The organism is Flavobacterium sp. MMLR14_040 (assembly GCF_033657265.1).
Classification (GTDB): domain Bacteria; phylum Bacteroidota; class Bacteroidia; order Flavobacteriales; family Flavobacteriaceae; genus Flavobacterium.
In genome coordinates, this window is sequence record NZ_JAWVWO010000004.1 from 300,741 (window position 1) to 322,236 (window position 21,496).

21 protein-coding genes and 1 tRNA gene are annotated in these 21,496 nt (G+C 32.3%); 15 read left to right on the forward strand and 7 right to left on the reverse strand.

Annotation, left to right across the window (positions count from 1 at the left end; translation table 11 throughout):
* Nucleotides 1-74: 74 nt before the first annotated feature.
* Together SD960_RS08465 and SD960_RS08470 are read right to left on the reverse strand one after the other, a co-directional pair.
* A complete protein-coding gene (locus SD960_RS08465; RefSeq protein ID WP_318802229.1) occupies nt 75-1,019 on the reverse strand; it encodes a hypothetical protein in 945 nt (314 codons plus the stop codon).
* Nucleotides 1,016-1,597, reverse strand: coding sequence for a hypothetical protein (locus SD960_RS08470; RefSeq protein ID WP_318802230.1), 582 nt, complete (start codon nt 1,595-1,597; stop codon nt 1,016-1,018). The genes SD960_RS08465 and SD960_RS08470 overlap by 4 nt, the downstream gene beginning before the upstream one ends.
* 67 nt (nt 1,598-1,664) lie before the next feature.
* On the opposite strand from SD960_RS08470, the gene SD960_RS08475 reads away from it, so the two are divergent.
* From SD960_RS08475 to SD960_RS08485, 3 genes are all read left to right on the forward strand, one after another.
* Complete coding sequence (locus SD960_RS08475; RefSeq protein WP_318802231.1) at nt 1,665-2,201, forward strand: alpha-ketoglutarate-dependent dioxygenase AlkB; 537 nt, start codon at nt 1,665-1,667, stop codon at nt 2,199-2,201.
* Between the two features lie 224 nt (nt 2,202-2,425).
* Nucleotides 2,426-4,498, forward strand: a complete 2,073-nt coding sequence (locus SD960_RS08480) for a hypothetical protein (RefSeq protein WP_318802232.1) — start codon at nt 2,426-2,428, stop codon at nt 4,496-4,498.
* Nucleotides 4,499-4,500: 2 nt separating this feature from the next.
* The gene (locus SD960_RS08485) at nt 4,501-4,950 is read left to right on the forward strand and encodes an ASCH domain-containing protein (protein ID WP_318802233.1); all 450 of its coding nucleotides are present in this window, start codon (nt 4,501-4,503) and stop codon (nt 4,948-4,950) included.
* Nucleotides 4,951-4,997: 47 nt separating this feature from the next.
* Here the strand turns inward: SD960_RS08485 and SD960_RS08490 are convergent, their stop codons facing one another.
* Both SD960_RS08490 and SD960_RS08495 read right to left on the reverse strand, forming a co-directional pair.
* Nucleotides 4,998-5,204 carry a hypothetical protein gene (locus SD960_RS08490; RefSeq protein ID WP_318802234.1) on the reverse strand — a complete coding sequence of 69 codons (207 nt, stop codon included), beginning with the start codon at nt 5,202-5,204 and terminating at the stop codon, nt 4,998-5,000.
* Between the two features lie 95 nt (nt 5,205-5,299).
* Nucleotides 5,300-5,713: a helix-turn-helix transcriptional regulator gene (locus SD960_RS08495; RefSeq protein WP_318802235.1), complete on the reverse strand. Its 414-nt coding sequence runs from the start codon at nt 5,711-5,713 to the stop codon at nt 5,300-5,302.
* Nucleotides 5,714-5,886: 173 nt separating this feature from the next.
* On the opposite strand from SD960_RS08495, the gene SD960_RS08500 reads away from it, so the two are divergent.
* Genes SD960_RS08500 through SD960_RS08520 form a run of 5 tightly spaced genes read left to right on the forward strand, consistent with a single transcriptional unit; the run spans nt 5,887 to nt 9,687 of the window.
* On the forward strand, nt 5,887-7,524 hold the full coding sequence (locus SD960_RS08500; protein ID WP_318802236.1) for a hypothetical protein: 1,638 nt from the start codon (nt 5,887-5,889) through the stop codon (nt 7,522-7,524).
* Between the two features lie 11 nt (nt 7,525-7,535).
* Nucleotides 7,536-8,372, forward strand: a complete 837-nt coding sequence (locus SD960_RS08505; RefSeq protein ID WP_318802237.1) for a hypothetical protein — start codon at nt 7,536-7,538, stop codon at nt 8,370-8,372.
* On the forward strand, nt 8,359-8,715 hold the full coding sequence (locus SD960_RS08510; protein WP_318802238.1) for a hypothetical protein: 357 nt from the start codon (nt 8,359-8,361) through the stop codon (nt 8,713-8,715). The genes SD960_RS08505 and SD960_RS08510 overlap by 14 nt, the downstream gene beginning before the upstream one ends.
* An 11-nt stretch (nt 8,716-8,726) precedes the next feature.
* Nucleotides 8,727-9,290: a hypothetical protein gene (locus SD960_RS08515; protein WP_318802240.1), complete on the forward strand. Its 564-nt coding sequence runs from the start codon at nt 8,727-8,729 to the stop codon at nt 9,288-9,290.
* 52 nt (nt 9,291-9,342) lie between these two features.
* Nucleotides 9,343-9,687: a hypothetical protein gene (locus SD960_RS08520; RefSeq protein WP_110348627.1), complete on the forward strand. Its 345-nt coding sequence runs from the start codon at nt 9,343-9,345 to the stop codon at nt 9,685-9,687.
* Between the two features lie 247 nt (nt 9,688-9,934).
* Here SD960_RS08520 and SD960_RS08525 read toward each other — a convergent pair whose 3' ends face one another.
* Nucleotides 9,935-11,092 (reverse strand): IS3 family transposase, encoded by a 1,158-nt coding sequence (locus tag SD960_RS08525; protein ID WP_318802242.1) that lies wholly within the window; start codon nt 11,090-11,092, stop codon nt 9,935-9,937.
* Nucleotides 11,093-11,127: 35 nt separating this feature from the next.
* On the reverse strand, nt 11,128-12,228 hold the full coding sequence (locus SD960_RS08530) for an IS3 family transposase (RefSeq protein ID WP_318802243.1): 1,101 nt from the start codon (nt 12,226-12,228) through the stop codon (nt 11,128-11,130).
* Nucleotides 12,229-12,610: 382 nt separating this feature from the next.
* Here SD960_RS08530 and SD960_RS08535 point away from each other — a divergent pair, with 382 nt between their 5' ends.
* The 4 genes from SD960_RS08535 (at nt 12,611) to SD960_RS23705 (ending at nt 15,667) form a co-directional block, all read left to right on the forward strand.
* Nucleotides 12,611-12,787 carry a hypothetical protein gene (locus tag SD960_RS08535; protein ID WP_165587185.1) on the forward strand — a complete coding sequence of 59 codons (177 nt, stop codon included), beginning with the start codon at nt 12,611-12,613 and terminating at the stop codon, nt 12,785-12,787.
* A 151-nt stretch (nt 12,788-12,938) separates the two neighbouring features.
* A complete protein-coding gene (gene mobA / locus SD960_RS08540; RefSeq protein ID WP_042563955.1) occupies nt 12,939-13,373 on the forward strand; it encodes a conjugal transfer protein MobA in 435 nt (144 codons plus the stop codon).
* A 370-nt stretch (nt 13,374-13,743) separates the two neighbouring features.
* On the forward strand, nt 13,744-14,004 hold the full coding sequence (locus SD960_RS08545; RefSeq protein WP_318802244.1) for a hypothetical protein: 261 nt from the start codon (nt 13,744-13,746) through the stop codon (nt 14,002-14,004).
* Between the two features lie 10 nt (nt 14,005-14,014).
* Nucleotides 14,015-15,667: a recombinase family protein gene (locus SD960_RS23705; protein WP_413230378.1), complete on the forward strand. Its 1,653-nt coding sequence runs from the start codon at nt 14,015-14,017 to the stop codon at nt 15,665-15,667.
* On the opposite strand, the gene SD960_RS08550 is transcribed toward SD960_RS23705, so the two are convergent.
* Nucleotides 15,627-15,699: transfer RNA gene (locus tag SD960_RS08550), tRNA-Met, on the reverse strand. The two genes, SD960_RS23705 and SD960_RS08550, sit on opposite strands and share 41 nt — an antisense overlap.
* A gap of 116 nt (nt 15,700-15,815) precedes the next feature.
* On the opposite strand from SD960_RS08550, the gene era reads away from it, so the two are divergent.
* The 3 genes from era to SD960_RS08565 all read left to right on the forward strand — a co-directional run bounded on the left by era (nt 15,816) and on the right by SD960_RS08565 (nt 21,279).
* Complete coding sequence (gene era / locus SD960_RS08555) at nt 15,816-16,697, forward strand: GTPase Era (RefSeq protein ID WP_056194996.1); 882 nt, start codon at nt 15,816-15,818, stop codon at nt 16,695-16,697.
* 381 nt (nt 16,698-17,078) lie between these two features.
* Nucleotides 17,079-18,389: a ribosome biogenesis GTPase Der gene (gene der / locus SD960_RS08560; RefSeq protein ID WP_318802246.1), complete on the forward strand. Its 1,311-nt coding sequence runs from the start codon at nt 17,079-17,081 to the stop codon at nt 18,387-18,389.
* Nucleotides 18,390-18,522: 133 nt separating this feature from the next.
* Nucleotides 18,523-21,279, forward strand: coding sequence for an outer membrane beta-barrel protein (locus tag SD960_RS08565; RefSeq protein WP_318802248.1), 2,757 nt, complete (start codon nt 18,523-18,525; stop codon nt 21,277-21,279).
* The last annotated feature ends 217 nt before the right edge of the window (nt 21,280-21,496 follow it).

Sequence of the window (21,496 nt, forward strand, 5' to 3'; positions counted from 1 at the left end):
AAAATAAACTTCAAACGGAATTAGAATTTATTTCATTATTAATTAAAGAATGTTCTCTTAAGAACATTCTTTAATTAATAGATTTCTTTATGCTTTTCAAAGTCATTGAGATTTGCGGACAACATTGACTCTGCAAAATTTTTATGCCTTTCCAATGTGTTGTAGAACCCTACGAAATTTTTATAATGGCTTTTATAAGACTCATACAGATCTTCTTCAGTTTTAATAATAAAATAACCATATTTATTAGAACCAAGCTTTGTGAATCTTTTTAATGGCTGCACAATCCAATTTTTTATATTACTATCGGTTAAATCGCTTTCCGAGACGTTTAAATTTCTAAATTTTGTATAAAGCTCATTAATTTTTAAAGGATTACTACTGTCGTGCTTGTCTTGCTCTAATAAATTAAGTAATAAATTTCTAAGTGCATAAATATCTTTGATATATCCATGGGCATAATCTTCCCGATGTCCTTTACCAAGCACACCAATAGTTAAATCCTTCGATAATTCACTTTCCTTTTTATTTTTTTTCAATAGATCCTTATACTCATCTTTGTTATCTGTAAAAGAATACAATAAATTATTCTTTTCAAAAACATTATTTGCAAATGAGAATGGATTATTCGCGCCAAAAATATTAGAATACTTGTAACTGTCCATATAATTACTAATAGTAAAATCAATAGACTCAATTAGTAAAACATCATTTATATTAAAATACTTATCTAATTCTCTTATTATTTTTCTATATAAATTTTGTTTTAACTCTCTGTTTGCTTGTTTTGAAGCTTCGTCTAATTCAATTGGATTGTTCTGATAAATTGAATTTAAACTCTCCCAATATAATTGTTTGCTAAACTTTAACTTCGTACTTTTTAATACCGGATTTTCATTTGTGGAAGAGGCATAATCCAGCACAGAAACAATATGATCGTTTATATTGTTTTTATACGACTGAACCTGGTAGCTTTCAGTTAATGTTATATTTTGATATGTATTAATATCTCCCATCATAATTTTTCTATAACTAACATTTGATCTGGATAAGTGCGGTCTAAAAGTTCTGATTTGTAAAATTTGTATGAAGTATTGAATGGGTGTACTCTAGATATTGGTACACAATTCAATAATTGAAAATTATGAATTGATTTATATTCTTCTATATCATTGCTCATATAATCGTCATAGGAATCTTTAGCGCACCATTTATTAAGTGAACTTCCTATAATATGTAACTTTCCTTCCTTACATAAAAGGTCTCCAGCTCTGTCAAAAAACTTTTTACCATCTCCCAATCCTAAAAAGCCAAAATAGTAAGGATTACATAGTATTATATTTTCAAATTGTCGATCAAAATTGTACTCATAAAAATCACAAGTAGCATCAAGATAGTGGCAATCCATTGTTTCATAATTTGGATAATTTGTGAAATGAAGTAAATTAGGAGTTGTTAAATTGGTTATGTAACAATGTGGAAATTCCCTTTTTCCAAAATAGTTTTTTCCAGCTCCAAATTCAATATTTCTGACTTCATCAATTGGGAAATTTACATGATGTACAAGTGGATTTCCATAAATATCTGCTATTGGCATTAAGTGATTTTTTATATAAATGTAATGTTTTTTAGTATATTTAGAACTAATTTGATTTGCAATATACATGAAAACAAATTATTTACATAGCGAAATAAAAATTTTTAATAATATTTTACTTAACCATCAAGAAATTTTTCAAAGAATAAAATTTCAAACTAATTGGAATAATTCTATGCATTCAAGAAAAACCGTTAGTTATGGTGTACCATATAATTATTCAAATATGAATTATAGTGTTATTCCATTTCCCTCAGAGATTCAAGAAATGGCATATATTGTACAAGAATTTCTTGGATATACCCCAAACAACTGCCTAATTAATTATTATAATACTGGTTCTTCTAAAATGGGCTTTCATTCTGATCAAATTGATATTCTAGACAAAAATAGTGGTATTGCGATTATTTCACTCGGAAATGAACGAATAATGCGATTTAAAGATAAGAATAATGAAAGTCTTTTTGTAGATTTCATTTTAAAACCAAATAGCTTATTTTTTATGAGTATCACAATTCAGAAAGATTGGCTACATTCTATATTACCTGACAAATCAGATTTAAATAATGATAGAATAAGCCTCACTTTTAGAAAATTAATATAATTGGTATGAATTGATTGTACATTTAAAAAGCATTAGACTAGTCTTGGAGGGTGCAAAGTGTGCAAATAGAATTTGTCATGATTATCTACAATTATTATTGGCAATGTCCAATAACTTACCGCCAAATAAGCATTATAATCAATTGAATATCGAAGAATAGTGGAATATTCTAAATTATTGAGACTGGCAAAAAATAAATAAATCTTCATTTTAAAACTCTAAAATTGCAAATAGAAAAAATAAATAATATAAATTCTGAAAAATTTAAAAAAGCGGTTGAACTGGGAGATAAAAATTCAGCAACGTTGGGTTTCTTGCCAAAACAAGTTTTTGAAAAATATGCATGTGATAATCAATTGATAGGTATTTTCGAAGAAAAAAGTGATGATTTAATGGGATATCTTCTTTATAGAATTTCATTTAATCGTGTAACAATTGTTCATTGTTGCATAAATGAAAATCACAGGAAAAAAAATATTGCTTTTAAACTAGTCGATTATTTAAAAAACAATACTAAGCAGTTTGAAGGGATAAAATTAAGTTGCCGAAATGATTACGGGATCGATAAAGTATGGGAGAGTTTTAATTTTGTGCCTGTCAAAGAAAAGAAGGGAAGAAGTAAATTAGGATTGCCATTAACGGTATGGTGGTTTCCTCATTATCAAAATAATTTGCTGTCACAAATTTCCGATTTTGAAATTAGCAATAAAATTGTTGCTGTAATTGACATGAACATTTTTCTAGACATTAAGGATAAGAGAGCAGATGAAAGTTTGGCATTACACAGTGATTGGTTGTTAAGTGAAGCCATCCTATATGTTACAAGAGAAATTAATGTAGAAATAAATAGATCAAAAATACAAAAGCAAAAAGACAGTAGCAGACAACTTCTTGCGCATTATAACGAACTTCCATTTAGAGACGAAGAGGAATATAAAAAGATATTGACTGAACTACAATTAATATTTCCTCTTAAAAGCAAAAATGATAAATCCGACTTAAACCATATTGCTTATTCTATTGTTGGAGGAGCACATTTTTTTATAACTCGAGATCACGAAATATTAAGTAGAGGTGACTATTTTAAAGAGAAGTACGATTTAATTATTTATAAGCCAAGTGATTTTATCACTCACCTAGACGAAAATATACAAGTTACAAAATATCAGCCTCAGCGATTAATTGGCACTAACATAAATTCAAAAAGTGTAAACACATCTAATATAAGTCACTTCATTGATGTTTTTTGTAAACCAACGGAAAAAAAGCATCAATTTGAAAAAACAATTAGAAACTCTCTTTCATCCCCAAATAATTTTGAATTGATAACAATTTCAAAAGATGATTTATTATTAGCGTTTATAATCTTTGACAGAACTTCTAGTTCTACGCTTAGAATACCAGTTTTTAGATTTCTAAAGAGTGAGTTAAAAATAACGTTGTCTAAACACATACTTTTTAAATCAATTCTAACATCTACAAAAGAAGATAGAATTTCTATTGAGATTACAGAGCAATATTTAGAAGACGATATTATTGAGGTTATTAAAGAAGCTCGATTTGTTAATGTTGGGAATGCATGGAAGAAAATAAACCTTAAAGGAATAATTGAAGAAAAAAATATCCTTTCAGAAATATCAAAAAAAAATGAAGTATCTGATAAGACAGAAGATACTATAAGTGAAATATTAAAAAAACTGGATTTTAACGTCGATGATTATCAGTTTTTAAGAAATTATAATATTGAACGACATCTATCACCTATCAAAATTAAAGAACTTGAAATACCGACTTACATTGTTGCAATTCAACCACAGTGGGCGGAGCAGTTATTTGATGATAAGTCAGATGAAAAATTAGCCTTGTTTGAACCTGATTATGAACTATTACTAAATAGAGAAAATGTATATTATCGTTCTGCCTCTCCAAAAATTTTAAAATCCCCTGCGAGAATCTTATGGTATATCAGCGAAAATAAGGCTACTAGAGGTAAAGGTAGAATAAATGCTGCATCATATATTGATGAAATTTTTATTGATGATCCAAAAAAGTTATATAAACAATTTAAACAACTTGGCATTTATGAATGGAAGCATATTGCAGAAACCGCAAAAGATAGTAATGAAGTAATGGCCTTCGTATTTTCTGACACTGAGATATTTAAAAATTCAGTATCACTTAGTAAAATAAAAAACCTTATTAAAAAATTAGAAAATAAAAACTTTATGGCTTTGTCCCCTGTTGAAATTAAAACTGAAACGTATCTTGCACTCTATAAAATAGGAATGGAATTATAATAATGGAGAATAAAAATAATAGTTTGCTACTTATATCAATCAAGCCCCAATACGCAAAAAAAATTTTTAAGGGTGAAAAAACTATCGAATTAAGAAAATCTGCTCCTTTGAGGGCTGGAATAAATAGTTATATGCTAATCTATGTAACTTCTCCAGTAAAAGAATTGTGGGGTATTTGTAAAATTGCAAGCATAATTAAAGATAAACCAGAGGCCTTATGGGAAAAATTTGGTGAAAAGACAGGAATCGCTAAAGATGAATTTGATGTATACTACGAAGAAACAAATAATGCTTTTGGTCTGGAATTAAAGGAAGTTAAAAGCTTATTAAATCATACAATAAAGTTAGAAAAATTAAAAAAAATCATCCCTGGATTTAATCCACCACAAACCTACCGATATATCGATAACGATCTAATTAATCATAATGAGTTGAAAGAATTATTCATTTAAATAATCTTTGAATTTGGAGATTTTTGAAAATATAAATTGATCTTAAATTAATTATTTAAAGCACTAAGTAAAGTTATTATATCCCTCAAATTATTTACTGATATATAATGTAATTCAAAATCTTCATTTTCATCTTCAATATGAATAATTTCTGTATAGCCTTTAGTAATTAATGTTCCTTTTAGTTTTAATACTTCAAGCTCACTTTTCCTGTCAATTTCCTTCTTTACTCTCAGCTTTATAGTTTTATTCATGGTATTTCATTTTACAGTGTTTGCAAATATTTTACAGCAAAAAAGAGACTCGAAAGTCTCTTTTTTGGAATTAATATATCTTTTATAAAAGCGCGTTATTTTGCTTTTAGTAGTTTTTCCAAATATTCGACTTTGTCTTTTTCGGCTTGAACCAAACGTTCGTATAGTTTGATCTGTTGTTCGTGAGATTCGATTAATTTATCCAATGGGCTAAATGTGCAATGATTTGCATTGAATGCACCATGCGTAAAACTATTGTCATTAAAATTATTAAAATAATTAAACACACCCTCTTCTGAAAAATTCTTAATTGCTTCCACAGTTACTCCCAATGCTTTTGCTACTTCTTTTAATTTTTCTTCTTCAATTGTCTCGCTGTTTTCCATAATTGAAATAGCCTGCTGGTTTGTTCCCATAGCCTGGGCTAAAGCTTCCTGTTTCATGTCTTTTAGTTCACGAATACGACTGATTTTTCGTCCTATGTGATTTGGTTTTGTTAATGTACTCATAGCTCAAAGATAATAATTAAGAATAAAAAAGTAAGTCTCCTGTATGATATAGAAATAGTCTTGTACGGTACAATACAAATTGATACGGTACAGTACGACTAATCACTTACTTGCCTCTGTGTTAAACAAAAATACAATTTTTCACACAAGTATTAATTAAAAAAATTAAAATTATGAGTAGTGCAATTCAATTTCAAGATCAAAAAGAATTGGAGAATGCTGTTAGAGAGCTCCAATCATTTATGGACATTACAGCGGTCACCCTGCATGAGGCAGAGACCGCAGGTAAAAGAGGTTATATACTTACTATAATCTTAAGGGAAGATTCACAGCAGATTGCATCGGAAATGTATGAATGGGCAGATAAGGTTTTGAAAAAATATCCATCAATTCCTTATGTGATTATAAATCTATGGGATGTACTGCATCGTTTAAAGAATGGGAGCTTGTATTATTTAAAATGGTATTTATCAAACATAAGCCTGTTTAAAAACGATGAGTTTGATTTTAAGATTAAAAAAGATATTCCGACTGTATCAGTTCTGCTTAAAAAAGCAGTAAAGAAAAACAGCGGGCGTTTAGCCAAAGCAGAATCATTAAGAAGAGGTTCCCAGCATTATGAAGGAACAAATAACCATTATATGGCACTTTATACAATCCATCAGGCGGTAAACCTTCTTTTTGGTATAATCGGAGAACTGGTCATGGGAAAATCTCATTCGAATCATTATACACTAGAGCACTTAACTACGATAAAGAACTATGCACCTATCTTGAAGCAGGTGTTCAATACTAATCTTGATAAGGATAAAGAAATTACTGATTTACTTGATAGAGCAAGGATTGAATTTCCTTATGGAGGCAAAACAAAGATTAAGAAAGACAGGGTTAAAGAAGCACAAAAGAAACTTTACCGCATCTTAAAAGAAACTAAAAAAATCTTTCAAGACCAGCTTTCTTACTGCGAGGAAAAATCCGTTTTTTTTATTGAACCAAAACAGAATCCAGAAATTTTAAACGATGGTGTCATCGAGTATGAGAAAATTGTCAGTGATACCGTTACTTCTTATCTTAAGACTGAAGCAGTTTATTGTTTTGGGAAAGCGGAAAAAAGGATTAATCACTTTTATCTATTAGTACTTGTCAAAGAAAGTAAAGTAAATGCAATGCATGATCTGGCTGACATTATTAAAAGCAGAACGAAAGAGCAGTGCACAGCAACACTTTTGATTCATCATATTTCAGAGATTAAGAGCGCAACAGGCGAGCAGAAATATTTCTTTTTGAATGTTATAAAAAATGGAAAGGCTTTGTTTAAAAAAGAATCTGCTGTTCTGGAATTTGGAGATCTTCCAGTGCGCAGTATAACATCAGCAAAAGAATATCTGTGCTATAGAAATATTGTGGTGAACAATATGGAAAAATGGCAGGAAGATTATGAATGGGCATGTTATGCTCCTCTTAAAGGTTTGATGCTCCATACTATGGCAGAACAGATCTGTCTTGGAATGATCCGCTTGTTTATGGGATATTCTCCAAATCATTTTTCCCTTTCTTATTTATTAGAAATCTGCGATCATTTTAACCCAGAAATAAGCAGTTACTTTCCAAGGGTTACAGAACAGGACAGAAACTTGTTTACGATATTAAGCAGATCATATGCTTCTCTAAGATACAGCGGTGCAGATACTTTTTCTGAAGTGGATATGAATCTTTTACAGGATCGATACAATGATTTTGCGGGTTTCTGCACAGCTGTTGTAAAAGACGAATTAAGACGCACTGAGAACCTGATTTCGGCTGAACCTTAAACAGACAGATCATGTACTATAATATTTTAACACAGAAAGACCATCCTAAATATCGGGCAGTCAAAAAAACAGTGAAACTGTTAGTAGAGTTTGTAGAAGCTGAGTGCATTTTCTTTTCAGAGTCCACTGTAGAATCAAAAACAGGGATTCTGACAATTGTTGTGAGCAAAAAAAGCCCCCATTACTATGACGATGTTGTATTCCATTTATGGAAAGTAGTTGAAAACTACAATAATTTTTCATTCTGTTTTTTTGACAGGGAGTGTATAAAGAGAGAAGTCGGAAAGGGAAATTTATTTTTTCTTTTCAATTGTAAAGAAACGGATCTTGTTTATAGAAACACTGTAGGAAAACCTGTTCTGGATATAAAAAAAATAAATATGAAACGGCTTTTGAAAAAGACTGTTACAAATTATCAAATGTGGATGTCAGAGGCCAATACTATTGGCAGGGACTTAAAATACCACCGTGGAAACGATAATCATTTAATGGCATTGTATGTTATACATGAGCAGTTCAGATATCTTTTTATTAATGCTTCGTGGATTCTGACAGGTGAATGGGTGATAGATGGAAATATTTCAGAACAGCAGGAGCGCATTGTGAAGTTTAATAGTGTCTTAGGCAACACTTTTGATTTAGAAAATAAAGAAGAGAAAGAAGTTTTAAGAAAGCTTGACCTTGCCCGAAAAGCTGTTCAGTGGGGAGAAGAAATTGAACCGTTAACTGCAGAAATTGTTGAATCAGCATATGAAAAAATGCAGTGGATGATGAGTGAAGTAAAACTAATGTATCAGCGGTATGCTGAGCAAACCAAAAAAATATTTAAAGAATATGGAAACCAATGAAAATAAAAAGACGGATGATTTTGTCAAAGAACTGAAAAACAGTTTTTATTTTAGAACATTGACCCCAGAGAAAGAAGGTATTTATCATGCAGATATAAAATTTACGAGCTACATAAATCTGATTTTTACAGTACAGGATCTGCTCAAAATAGCACTTCACACACTGGAAAATTCAGATCTTGAGAATTCCAGCCAGATCGAAGATCCCGCTTTCCATCTTACAAGCATTCTGGAAATTGCGATACAGCTCCTGCCGTGCAGTGAAGCGGAAGGGCTTGATAAACTGCATAAGCTTTATTTAGAGATTAATAGTGAAAATAAAAATGAACAAATGGATAACTAATTTTTTAAATTATGAAAAAGAAGAAAAAAAACTTTGAGACCAAATTCTGGGCTGGATTTGAGGCAGGAAATCCATTTGAAGCATCTGATGCCCTTTTTGATTTTGCGCATCTTGACTACTATAAGCGAAATTTAACGCAGGCAGTACTGTACAGCTTTAAAGAAGAAATCTGCAGTAATGATAGACCAAGCGAGATTTTTATATTCTATAAAGCGATATGGTCATTTTTGAAAACATACTACTGCCTGCATAAAAAAAGCAGTAAATGGAGAGTAAAAGAGTCAGTCCGCAACGAAAATGTATTTCATCTCACTTCACTGACAAAGCAGGAATATGACAATCCTTTCACCGTATTTCGAAAGGCATTTGCAGAGAAAAGCCTTAAGGAGTTTGAATTTTTCCTTTCTGAAATAGTGAGCATTTCGTTGTCTCCATACAAAGGAGACGGTGATATTGACCTTACGACTCCGTATATCCATTTAATAAAAATGCTTGATGCGGGAGAGCTTATGCGTGAAAGAGGCCTTGAAAAAATAAAAAAAGTTAATGAATCTAAAGAGAATGCCGAATGCTGAAATTACTGTATCAATGCAGAGATGCTCGATTTAACTAATAAAATATATTGATATGAAAAAAAATAAAATCAAATTAAATGATCTGGTTGAAAATCCGGAGCATTACTTTATAATGCTTAAACCTGCATCAAAAATGCGGAACGATATACACAATCTCGAAATAAATGTTCAGGGATATTCCGATCTGTTTTGTATGATTATGGATTTACTTAAGGCAGGAATGCTTGCATTAGACGGAATGGAAGTCAGTACAAATAATAGTCCGAGGCATGTTGAAAGATACGTTTACAGTCTGCTGAGGATAATAGAAATGCTGATCCCATTGGAAGAAGGTGACTTACTGGATATGCTCCACAAGAAATATTTAAAAGAAAATAAAAAGAGCACAACGAATTAATCTATGTCCATTCATAATTCTAATAAAACGCCGACTTCGGAGGCGTTTTCCAGCCCCGCAGGGCAAGTTGTTTTGAGATGCTGAATTCATTTCAAGCATCTCAAAACACAACTTGCCGTTGTCCCGTGACAACTTATTCAGGAATGGATTTAATTGAAAGGGCTTGATGCCCTTTTTTATTGTAATGGTTATAAGTTATTATTGAGATGTAAACAATGCAATGCCGGATTATTAATGTACAATGTGATTATATTAAATGTAATCTATCAAATTCTTCGATTGTTTTATGATCTAAAAATGAATGCCTTCTTTTTTTATTATACCAATTTTCAATATATTCATATACATCGGCTCTCATCTGTTTTCTGGTCAGGAGTTTATTCCCGTTAATTAATTCTCTTTTAAAAGAGCTGAAAAAACTTTCACAAACGGCATTGTCATTATGATTTTGCCTACGACTCATACTACGTATTACACACTTATAAGAGTCTAGTGTACTAGCGAAAATTTTATTAGCATATTGAACACCTCTATCAGAATGAAAGATTAAATCTTTAGTAATTTTCCTGTTCTTAACTGCCATTTTCCAAGCTGGTAAAATTGTTGCTTTGGTACTCATTTTGGTGCTTAAAATCCATCCTATTATTTTTCTATCGAATAAATCCATAACAATGGTAAGATATAAAAAGCCTTTTGTTGTTTGTATATATGTTATGTCTGAAACCCAGGCTTTAGCAGGCTCACTAACGGTAAATTCTCTACTTAAAACATTAGGAACTACATAGTAATTATGATGTGAATCGGTTGTTACTTTAAACTTTCTTTTAACTTTTCTACGCAAGCCCAACATTCTCATGTATTTTTTTACTGATGAGTTTCTTATTTTAAACCCTCTGCTTTGTAGTTCCTTTGTAATTTTAAAACATCCATATGTTCTCTTGAATTCATAATAAATGTTCATAATTTCTTGTTTTAATAAAATTATTCGAGCTTCTGAATTAGTAAGTTCTTGTTTTTTTGTTCTATAATATGTGGTTTCTGAGACGTTTAATACAGTTAACATTTTTGCAATTGAAAATTTATATTTATTTTCTTCGATAAAGTTTTTAGTCATTATTTTCCCTTGAGAAACATATTTAGTTCCTTTACTTAAAATCTCGAGTGTAATTTTTGAATTTTTAATTTTCTTTTCAAGGTCAGTGATTATGGCTTTTTCAGGAGTAAATTTAGGGTGACCCGATCCACAAAAACTTCCTGTTCCAAATTTTTCAAAGTCTTTTCGCCATTGGTATAAGTAACTTGGAGCTATTCCCAACTCTCTTGCAAGGCTTGCAGTTTGCCTCTTTCCTCGCTTATAACTTAATTTAACTGCATTTTCTTTGAAAGTACGTTCGTATTTTTTCATAGTCAGAAGTTTGATAATTAACAGCAGAATATTTTTTAATGAAGATTTTCAATATATTCAGATATTTTTTCTTCCATTTGTTGTTTAGTCAGAAGCATATTTAAACTAGCTAGTTCAGATTTAAGGGAAATAAAAAAGCTGTTAGGTATCTCATTATCTAAATGATTTCCTTTTCGACTCATGCTTTGTGTAATATGTTTATAGTCTAATTTACGAGTAAACATCTTATTAGCATATTGAATACCTCTATCAGAATGAAATATTAGTCCTTTCTTGGTTTTACGATTACGAAGTGCCATTTCCCAAGCGGGGATAGAAGTTTCCTTTATTGTCAGCCCTTCACTCAAATTCCATCCAATAATTTTTCTGTCAAATAAATCTATAATAATTGTCAGAAATAAAAGTCCTTTCAATATTTCTAACCTTGTCATACCCGATACCCAAACCTGAGAAGGTTCGTCAGCTTTAAATTGACGATTTAGAACATTAGGAAAAATATAAGGATTATGGGGAATAAATGATGAGCCAGATAATTTGTGTCTGCTACTAAGTTTACTGACCAGACCCGTTTTTTTCATGTAATCGGCTACTGAATACTTATTTAATGTAAAACCGCGACTTTGTAATTCTGCGGAAATTTTCCCATTTCCATATCTACCCTTATATTCATAAAATATAGAAGTTATTTCTTTTTCAATTAAAGTTTTTTGAAGTTGTGTTGGAGAAAATATTTTATCTCTCCATCTATAATATGTAAGCATACGTATGCCTAAAACTTTACACATTTGCCAAAGGGGATATCTATCTAGATTCTTTTCAATAAAATGAAAAATCATTGGTTTCCCTTCAATAATATACTTGCTAGCGCTTCTAAAAATCTCAATTTGAAGTTCTGCATATTTAAGTTCTTTCCTAAGTGTTCTTTTAAGGTCAGAAAATCTTTGTTGTTCTGAGGTTCTAAAATGACCTCCCCCACAAAAGCTATCTGTTCCATATTTTTCAAGATCAGCTTGCCATCTGTAAATATTCGTTTTCGCTATGCCAAGTTCTTCCGCCACTTTAAAACCACTTGTTTTAAGCGCTAATTTGACTGCATTTACTTTGAAATCGCGGTCATAGATTTTACGTTTTCCCATTTCTTAAATTTCAAATTCTATACTTATGTGAATTTAAGAAATATAATGGTGCTGATATATAAATAATAAAGATAATGTTACGCTAAGTATTTTATTTTCTGTGTGTTAAAAATTAATTAGACTGGAATTAAAACCTAAAGTGGTAACCTGTGCATATAATTATTTATGCATGCAGGTAGACAAGTCCTAAGATATTCAATCAATCAATAAGGTATTCAAGTGCTCAGGGAAGTAGGTAAGGATGTATGCAGGTTGGCATTCCTGCCTGCAAGCCAGCAGGCAGTCACGCAATCAAGCCTGTAAGTATACACAAAGGTCAGCAGGTGCTCAGCCAGTCCAGCAGTACCAATAAAAAATATTTTTCCAAAAGAAAACAGAAAAAATGAAAAAAGAAAAAGAAAGCTATCTCAAAGGACGGGATTCAGACAGGCCAAAAGGAATCGGAATAAGTCCCGAAGGGTGTCTTGAGAGGAACGAGCAAGGCATTATGCCGAAGTCTTTTTGCCAGACTGTTAAGCCCGTCATACCTTCGGTTTCTTTTTATTATTTCTTTGGATAATTATAAATAAAAAGAATTCCAATATTAAAGGTTTAAGACTGGGCTAGGAACAAATAAGCCAAATGCTTCCAACTGCTTCCAAACACTTCCAAATTGGCTTGTAACTCTGAGTATATTTTATATTGGTTTTAAGAAATTGAAATAAGAAGTTATGGAAAATGAAGAAAAAAAGAATCGGAATAAAGGAGGAAGACCTTCCAAAATAGATCCCGCCGTCCACCGCTATTCCATCAGTCTTACTGCAGAAGAAAATACCCGCTTCCTGACTCTTTTTGAAACCTCAGGGATGCATGTAATGGCACACTTTATTACAGCGTGTGTTTTTCAAAAAGGAATAAAAACAGTTAAGATTGATAAAGCGACAATGGATTATTATATGCGCCTGACCTCATTTTACAGCCAGTTTAGGGCTGTCGGGGTAAATTACAATCAGGTTGTAAAGATTTTATATCAAAAATTTTCCGAAAGGAAAGCTTCGGCATATCTGTACAAACTCGAAAAGCAGACAATAGAACTCGTTGTTTTATCCAAAAAGATAATACAGCTTACAGAGGAATTTGAAGAAAAGCACATTAAAAAGCCTTGACATAACAGCGAAATTTCAAGAAATATAATTCTACAGACGTGTTTAATTCGCGTCCAATGTATGAAACATGATTTTCAGTGTGCCATATATAAAGAATTGATAAGATACATCGGTAAAATTTTATTAATTGCTGTTTATCGAAAAAACACCTTTCGGTTATGTTCTAGCCAAGCTTTAATTATTGAAATTGCTGTAAGCCTGCAATTTTCGTTTTCGATATTATGCCTTTAAAAGACAAACAGTACCAGTGGAACTATAAACGTCATAGCTTCAAACATGCCTAATTATATTTATTAAAATAAATATAATTAGGTTTAATTAGGAAGGATCGTGAAAGCGGTCTTTTACAGTTTAGAGCAGGAGGTGCACGATGAGAAATGAAAGAACGGATAAAAGAAAAACCACTATAGGCAGGGAGTTATTAGAGCCACATGTTGAGAGCATAAATATAATGCTCGAACAAAGAGAGAGCGTTTCTGGTAATGAGAAAGGAAAAACCGTAAAGAATCAGCAAAAATTAACTATTGAAGAATTAAGAAGTTGTAAAGGTTTTGAAACAATATCCGAAGCAGAAGGTCAGGAGATAATTGAAAGCCTGTTTCAATTGGCAGTAATAGTTTATAATTTTTAAAACTAAGAATATGAGTATTGAAAATTTCAAAAAATTTCAAAAAGAAAAACTAACTCAAAAAGATGAGGTAAAAGAAATTTGGGGTTACACTAGGGTAAGCTCAAAACTACAGTTAGTAAATAATAGTCTGGAGGAACAGCGCAGTGAAATAGTTCAGTTCGCATCTAGGAATGGCTATACACTTAAGAACATACTTGGAGGTACTTATGAAAGCGCCTCTGGAGATTTCACTAGAAAAGAGTTTACAAAACTGCTGGAAGAAGTTAAAAGCTCAAAGCAGAAACCTTTCGCAATTGCCATTAAATTTATCAGCAGGTTCTCCAGAACAGGAGGCAACGCTATCACTATCGTACATGAACTAGTAGATAAGCTGGGTGTTCATCTAATCGAGACATCTTCAGGACTATGCACCAATGATGAATACAGTAAACTGGATATTTACAGCAAGCTCTTGGATGCCAGAAGAGAAAACATGGACAGATTAGAAAAAACAATTCCTGGCATGAAAGCACTGCTGAGGTCAGGGAACTGGCTTGGCAAAGCTCCCAGAGGCTATACAATGCGGGGAAGAAAAGTAGGCGACTATGCCTTAATGCAGGACACGCAATCTATTACAATTAATCAGGAAGGAGAGATTTTAAAAAAGGCATGGAAATGGAAACTTGCAGGGGAAAGAGATTATGTGATCAGACAGAAACTTGAAAAACTGAATTTGATTATTTCAAAACAAGGCATTAGTTCCATGTGGCGCAACCCATTTTATTGCGGAATCTTAGTTAATGCACTAATTGAAGAACCAGTAAAAGGAAACTGGGCGGGCTTAGTTAGTGAGGAAGACTTCTTGAAAGTTGATAATATGCTTTCGGAAAACAACGTGATTACAGTTAAAGAATATTGTAAAACTAAAGTCAATGAGTTTAGACCCCTTACAGGGTTTTTAAGATGCGAGTGTGGATGCCTGCTGACAAGTTATGAGGTTCGAAAAAAGAAAGCACATTATTACAAATGCCAAAAATGTAAAAATGCCAGTTTTAATGCTCTGACCACTCAAAAATCAAAAATGGAAGGTTTGAATGATTCTTTCGAAAGATTATTGTCAAAGTATACATTAAACTCAAAATTTGTAGAGCCTTTTAAAATACAGTTAAATAAATTCTTTGATGCTGTGAACGCACAGGCTAAAGAGGAAACGAAAAGCTTATTTCTAAAGAAAAAAGATATTGAAATTAAAATTGAGAATTTGGATAAACGCTATTTTGAGAATACAAATTTTGGAGATGATAAATACAATAGATATGCGCTTCAGTTTGAGACCGAATTAAAGATGATTGAAAGCCAGATATACTCCAATGCAAAAAAAATATCTAACCACAGCAGGCATATCGATAAGGTAGTAGAAAAAGTCTCGAACATCAGTAAATACTGGAGTGAGGGAGATATAGAGAGTAAAATAAAAATTCAAAACTTGGTATTTCCTGAGGGATTGTCAATTAGGGCTGAAAACAGGCAATATCTAACCAACAAGGTTAACCTTGTTTTTAGGTTAGTGTCAACATTTACAGGGCTTGATGCAGGTAATAAAAAACAAAAAACCCATCAAAATTTTGATGGGTTATTCTCTGTAGCGGGAACAGGACTCGAACCTGTGACCTTCGGGTTATGAGCCCGACGAGCTGCCTACTGCTCTATCCCGCGATGTTTCGGGTGCAAAGATACGCCGTTTTTTGAGAAATCCAACGAAAACTTTAAAAAATGTTTTATTTTCTGTATTGAGTTGATATGACTACCTTTGCAAAATAAATAATTCACAAATGTCACATAAAGCAGGTTTTGTAAACATCATCGGAAATCCAAACGTTGGAAAATCAACGTTGATGAACGCCTTTGTTGGAGAAAGATTATCAATCATTACATCAAAAGCACAAACAACTCGTCACCGTATTCTTGGAATCGTGAATGGCGAAGATTTTCAACTTATATTATCGGATACTCCCGGAATCATTAAACCGGCTTACGAAATGCAGGAGTCGATGATGAATTTTGTAAAATCGGCTTTTGAAGATGCTGATATTTTAGTTTACATGGTCGAAATAGGGGAGCAGGACTTAAAAGACGAAGCTTTCTTTAATAAAATAATCCACGCTAAAATTCCGGTTTTGTTGTTGTTGAATAAAATTGACAATTCAAATCAGGAACAATTAGAGGAACAAGTAGCTTTTTGGACAGCAAAAGTGCCAAATGCTGAAATTTTCCCAATCTCGGCTTTGCAGAATTTTAATGTACCGGAAGTTTTTGGAAGAATCATCGAATTGTTACCAGAATCTCCAGCCTATTATCCTAAAGATCAATTAACAGATAAACCAGAACGTTTTTTCGTAAACGAAACAATCCGTGAAAAAATCTTATTGAATTACAGCAAAGAGATTCCGTATGCAGTTGAAATCGTAACGGAAGAATTTTTTGAAGATGAAAAAATAATCAGAATCCGTTCAATCATTATGGTAGAACGCGAAACCCAAAAAGGAATTATCATCGGACATAAAGGTGCTGCTCTTAAAAAAGTTGGAACCGATGCCCGTGCTGATTTAGAAAAATTCTTCGGAAAACAAATTCATATTGAACTGGTTGTAAAAGTGAATAAAAACTGGAGAAGCAATGCGAATATGTTGAAGCGTTTCGGGTATAATCAATAAAAGTTTTTTTGTTTCAGGTTTCAAGTTTCAGGTTTTCGAAATGAGAAATTGGAACGTATAAATTGTTTCAGGTTCTCTTTTAAATTTGAAACGAGAAGTTCTTGATACCTTGAAGCCCTAGCCCAGAAGGGAGGGAAAATCCTTTTGTGCCGGGGTTCGGCACAAAAGATTGGAAGGAGAGCGGGAAATAGCTCCTAAAAATATTCCTTATATAAAGGAAAAATAATAAAAAACGCAGGTACTTAGAAACTTGTCATCTCAGCAACTTTTTTTAACTACCTTTGCAAAAATTTAAAATAAAGCATTTTGGATTTCAAGTGATTAGGTTTTTAGGGAACTAAAGATCTAAAATCTGAGATCTAAAATCTAAAATTCAAAAAAATGAATAACATTGTTGCGATAGTAGGAAGACCTAATGTGGGGAAATCAACCCTTTTTAATAGGCTGATACAAAGAAGAGAAGCTATTGTAGATTCAGTATCTGGGGTTACCCGTGATAGAAACTATGGTAAAAGCGAGTGGAACGGAAAAGAGTTTTCTGTAATTGATACCGGTGGATATATCCGCGGATCTGATGACGTATTTGAAGGTGAAATTCGTAAACAAGTAGAACTTGCTATCGACGAAGCTGATGTTATTATTTTTGTGGTTGATGTAGAAGAAGGAATTACACCAATGGATGAAACGGTGGCAAAATTGTTGCGTAAAGTAACAAAACCGGTTTTATTGGCTGTAAATAAGGTTGATAACGCAATGCGTGAGAAAGATGCTATTGAGTTTTATAACCTTGGATTAGGAGAGTATTTCACATTTGCAAGTATCTCAGGAAGTGGAACAGGAGATTTATTAGATGCTTTGATTGACTCTTTCCCAGAGAAACCGGAACCTGTTCAGGAAGAAGTGGTTTTGCCTCGTTTTGCTGTTGTAGGGCGTCCGAATGCGGGTAAATCTAGTTTTATCAATGCTTTAATTGGTAAAGAGCGTTTCATGGTTACCGATATTGCGGGAACAACTCGTGACGCAATTGATACTAAATTTGACCGTTTTGGTTTTGAATTTAATTTGGTTGATACAGCGGGAATCCGTCGTAAGGCTAAAGTAAAGGAAGATTTAGAATTTTATTCTGTAATGCGTTCGGTTCGTGCGATTGAGCATGCAGATATTTGTATATTGGTTATCGATGCAACCCGCGGATTTGAAGGGCAGGATCAAAGTATTTTTTGGTTGGCTGAAAAAAACCGAAAAGGTGTTGTAATCTTAGTAAACAAATGGGATTTGGTGGAGAAAGATACCATGTCGACTCGTGATTACGAAGAGAAAATTAAAAAAGAATTAATGCCTTTTACAGATGTGCCAATTTTGTTCGTTTCGGCTTTAACGAAACAACGTTTGTTAAAAGCGCTTGAGGCTACAGTTCAGGTTTTTGAAAATAGAAAACAAAGAATTCCTACTTCAAAATTCAACGAATTTATGTTGAAAGTTATTGAGGCTTATCCGCCGCCAGCGACAAAAGGTAAATATGTAAAAATTAAATATTGCATGCAGTTGCCAACTTTAACGCCTCAGTTTGTGTTTTTTGCCAATATGCCACAATATGTAAAAGAACCTTATAAACGTTATCTGGAAAATAAAATTAGAGAAAATTGGGATTTTTCAGGAGTACCAATCGATATTTATATCAGAGAGAAATAAAATAAAAAGTCCCCAAATTTGGGGACTTTTTTATGAGTATATCTTTTTAATGGCACACTATTTGAATAAATGTAAAAACTACAATTAAACCTTTTTTCTGTTTTGTAGTCTAACTAAAACTAACCAATTTTTTATGACCAAAATTTATTCTTTTTTAGCACTTTTTTTTCTTTTTGTTTTTACTGCAAATGCTCAAAACGACATCACCGTTAGAGGAACTGTCCTTGATGTTAATACGCAATTGCCACTAGAAATGTCAACTGTTTACTTTACTACCGTAAAAGATTCTACTGTTATTGAATATGCAACAACAGACAAGAATGGAAACTTTGCAATGAACATTAAAAAATATGATAAACCTGTATTTTTAAAGGTAAATTATATGGGATATCAAACTTATTATGAAGAGTACAAAGGACTCACAGAAAGTAAGGATTTTGGTAAAGTATATTTAATTGAAAATGTAAATGCCCTAAATGAGGTTGTTATAAAATCTGAAGCGGCACCAATAACCATCAAAAAAGATACGCTGGAATTTAATGCAAATTCGTATAAAGTCCGCCCTGATTCTAATGTTGAAACTTTATTGAAACAATTACCCGGATTTGATGTTGACAACGACGGAAAAATTACCGTAAACGGCCGCGAAGTCAATCAGGTTTTGGTAAATGGGAAAACGTTTTTTGATAAAGACGGAGCCATCGCAATCAAAAATTTACCTGCCGATATCATCAAGAAAATTCAGGTTTCTGATTTTAAAACCAAAAAAGAAGAGCTTTCTAAACAGGAATCGACTTCGGATTTTTCGAGTATTAATATTACGATTGACGAAAAGAAAAACAAAGGTTACTTTGGAAAAGTCATGGGCGGTTATGGAACAGACGATCGTTATGAGGCAAACGTTAATTTGAATTTCTTTAATAATAAACAGAAAATTAGTTTGTTAGCTTCATCCAATAACATTAATTCCACGGGATTTTCTATGGATGATGTTTTTGATAATATGGCTGGCGGACGAAATAGCAATGGAAAAAGCGGAAGTTCCGGCTCTGCTGGAAAAGGAATTACACAATCTAATTTAGTAGGTTTAAATTATTCTGATGACTGGACAAAGGATTTGATCGCTATGGGGAGTTATAATTTTTCGAATACAGTTAATAAAAACGATAGTAAATCAAATCAGCTTAGTTTTTTGCCAACCGGAAATATTATTACAACGGCCGATTCTAAATCGAGAAATGAAAGTACAGGAAACAACGTTAATTTTGAGCTGGAATATAAAATTGATCCAAAAACGCGAATTGTAGTTGCGCCTAGATTGAATCAATCAAGAACAAACAGTAATTCAAGTTCTTCGAGTTTTTCTGAAGATGAAAACGGAAACGCTTTAAATGAAAGTAATGCAAATTCGTATTCTGAAAATAACAATTTTAACTTTGGGAATACCATCAATTTTAATAGAGCTTTTGAAAGAAAGTCAAGAAATTTAAGTTTCGTTTTTTCTAATAACAATGCAAGTACTGATGGAAATACAAGAAATCTTTCGGAAACGATTTTTTATCAGGATGATCAGCCAAATGACCAAAGAAATCAAAATACTAGAAAAAGAAGCAGCAGTGATTCTTATTCGGCAGATTTAGAATATACAGAGCCTATAACTGACTCATTAAGAGTTAGATTTGGATCTGATTTTGATTGGAAAAGCACTGCAAACGATGAACGAACGTTTAATTTTGATCCTGCTACACAAGAATATACAGATTTGAATCTGGCTTTGAGTAATTATACAAGTTCAACGCAAAATTCGGTTACGCCAAAAGTGGGAGTTACGCTGCAAAAGAACAAGTTTACCCTGAATCTTGACAGCCGAACTTCGATTATCAATTTTGACAATCATTCGGTATATCTAAATAATGCCACAGATTTAAATAAAAAGTATGCATTGCCTTTTGCGACTGCTTTGCTGAGGTACAAATTTAGCCGTTCTAAAAATTTATCTTTCAAATACGATTATTCAAATGCACTGCCATCTGCAACTCAGTTAATGCCGGTTATAAATCTTAATAATCCTTTGAATACAATTGTTGGAAATCCGGATTTGAATCCGATTGAAAAAAATAGTGTAAGTTTTAATTTTAAAAATTATGATTTCCGCTCGCGTTCCGGTTACAGTTTATATGTAAAAGGAGATTATTATGATAATGATATTGTATCGACTTCCATTTATGACGAAAGTGGAAAGAGAACAACGACTTATGTAAATATTTCGGGAGTTTATAACACTTCGATTGGCGCAAACTGGAATCAATCTGTCAAAAGCGGTGCACATACTTTAAGATATGGATTAGGCTTAAACGCCGGTTATACTTTTGATAAGGGATTTACAAATGCTGTTTTATACAACGCAAAATCGACATCAATTACACCAAAAGTATATTTGTCATACGATTACGGAGAAATATTAACCATTGCACCATCTTATAATTTGTCATACAATCAGTCAAAATATGAGAATTATTCAAGAGATGCGACTTCAAATGTAGTGCACAGAATCAATCTGCAGACAACGACTTATTGGCCGGAGAATTTAATTTTTGGAAATGATTTTGGATATACTTACAACTCCAATATATCTGATGATTTCAAGAAAGATTTTTATTTGTGGAATACGAGTTTGTCTTATGGATTTTTGGATAAAAAACTATATGCAAAAGTAAAAGTATACGACGTTTTAAATCAGAATCTAAGCGCCACAAGAACTATTTCTGCAACATCCATTCGTGATGAAGAAAATACCGTTTTAAAACGTTACGTAATGTTTTCGCTGGCTTACAAAATTGGAAATTTTAAAGGAGCAGAGAAGGGCGGAAAGCGAAGAGAAAGAGATTAGTTTTTTTAAGGTTCTAAGGGTCTGAGGTTCTGAGAGGCTAAGGTTTTTAGGCTCAGAGGTTTAAAGGGACAAAGGGACAAAGGGACAAAGGGGCAAAGGGGCAAAGGGGCAAAGGGACAAAGATTAAAAAAAATCCGAAATCAATTTTGATTTCGGATTTTTTTTAATCTAAAATCTAAAATCTAAAATCTAAAATCTAAAATCTAAAATCTAAAAT

What these genes read in the sequence shown, in the direction of transcription:
- SD960_RS08465 (WP_318802229.1), bottom strand. Translation starts at nt 1,019, where the DNA reads ATGATGGGAGATATTAATACATATCAAAATATAACATTAACTGAAAGC.
- SD960_RS08470 (WP_318802230.1), bottom strand. Translation starts at nt 1,597, where the DNA reads ATGCCAATAGCAGATATTTATGGAAATCCACTTGTACATCATGTAAAT.
- SD960_RS08475 (WP_318802231.1), top strand. Translation starts at nt 1,665, where the DNA reads ATGAAAACAAATTATTTACATAGCGAAATAAAAATTTTTAATAATATT.
- SD960_RS08485 (WP_318802233.1), top strand. Translation starts at nt 4,501, where the DNA reads ATGGAGAATAAAAATAATAGTTTGCTACTTATATCAATCAAGCCCCAA.
- SD960_RS08490 (WP_318802234.1), bottom strand. Translation starts at nt 5,204, where the DNA reads ATGAATAAAACTATAAAGCTGAGAGTAAAGAAGGAAATTGACAGGAAA.
- SD960_RS08495 (WP_318802235.1), bottom strand. Translation starts at nt 5,713, where the DNA reads ATGAGTACATTAACAAAACCAAATCACATAGGACGAAAAATCAGTCGT.
- SD960_RS08500 (WP_318802236.1), top strand. Translation starts at nt 5,887, where the DNA reads ATGAGTAGTGCAATTCAATTTCAAGATCAAAAAGAATTGGAGAATGCT.
- SD960_RS08505 (WP_318802237.1), top strand. Translation starts at nt 7,536, where the DNA reads ATGTACTATAATATTTTAACACAGAAAGACCATCCTAAATATCGGGCA.
- SD960_RS08510 (WP_318802238.1), top strand. Translation starts at nt 8,359, where the DNA reads ATGGAAACCAATGAAAATAAAAAGACGGATGATTTTGTCAAAGAACTG.
- SD960_RS08515 (WP_318802240.1), top strand. Translation starts at nt 8,727, where the DNA reads ATGAAAAAGAAGAAAAAAAACTTTGAGACCAAATTCTGGGCTGGATTT.
- SD960_RS08520 (WP_110348627.1), top strand. Translation starts at nt 9,343, where the DNA reads ATGAAAAAAAATAAAATCAAATTAAATGATCTGGTTGAAAATCCGGAG.
- SD960_RS08525 (WP_318802242.1), bottom strand. Translation starts at nt 11,092, where the DNA reads ATGAAAAAATACGAACGTACTTTCAAAGAAAATGCAGTTAAATTAAGT.
- SD960_RS08530 (WP_318802243.1), bottom strand. Translation starts at nt 12,228, where the DNA reads ATGGGAAAACGTAAAATCTATGACCGCGATTTCAAAGTAAATGCAGTC.
- SD960_RS08535 (WP_165587185.1), top strand. Translation starts at nt 12,611, where the DNA reads ATGAAAAAAGAAAAAGAAAGCTATCTCAAAGGACGGGATTCAGACAGG.
- mobA (WP_042563955.1), top strand. Translation starts at nt 12,939, where the DNA reads ATGGAAAATGAAGAAAAAAAGAATCGGAATAAAGGAGGAAGACCTTCC.
- SD960_RS08545 (WP_318802244.1), top strand. Translation starts at nt 13,744, where the DNA reads ATGAGAAATGAAAGAACGGATAAAAGAAAAACCACTATAGGCAGGGAG.
- SD960_RS23705 (WP_413230378.1), top strand. Translation starts at nt 14,015, where the DNA reads ATGAGTATTGAAAATTTCAAAAAATTTCAAAAAGAAAAACTAACTCAA.
- era (WP_056194996.1), top strand. Translation starts at nt 15,816, where the DNA reads ATGTCACATAAAGCAGGTTTTGTAAACATCATCGGAAATCCAAACGTT.
- der (WP_318802246.1), top strand. Translation starts at nt 17,079, where the DNA reads ATGAATAACATTGTTGCGATAGTAGGAAGACCTAATGTGGGGAAATCA.
- SD960_RS08565 (WP_318802248.1), top strand. Translation starts at nt 18,523, where the DNA reads ATGACCAAAATTTATTCTTTTTTAGCACTTTTTTTTCTTTTTGTTTTT.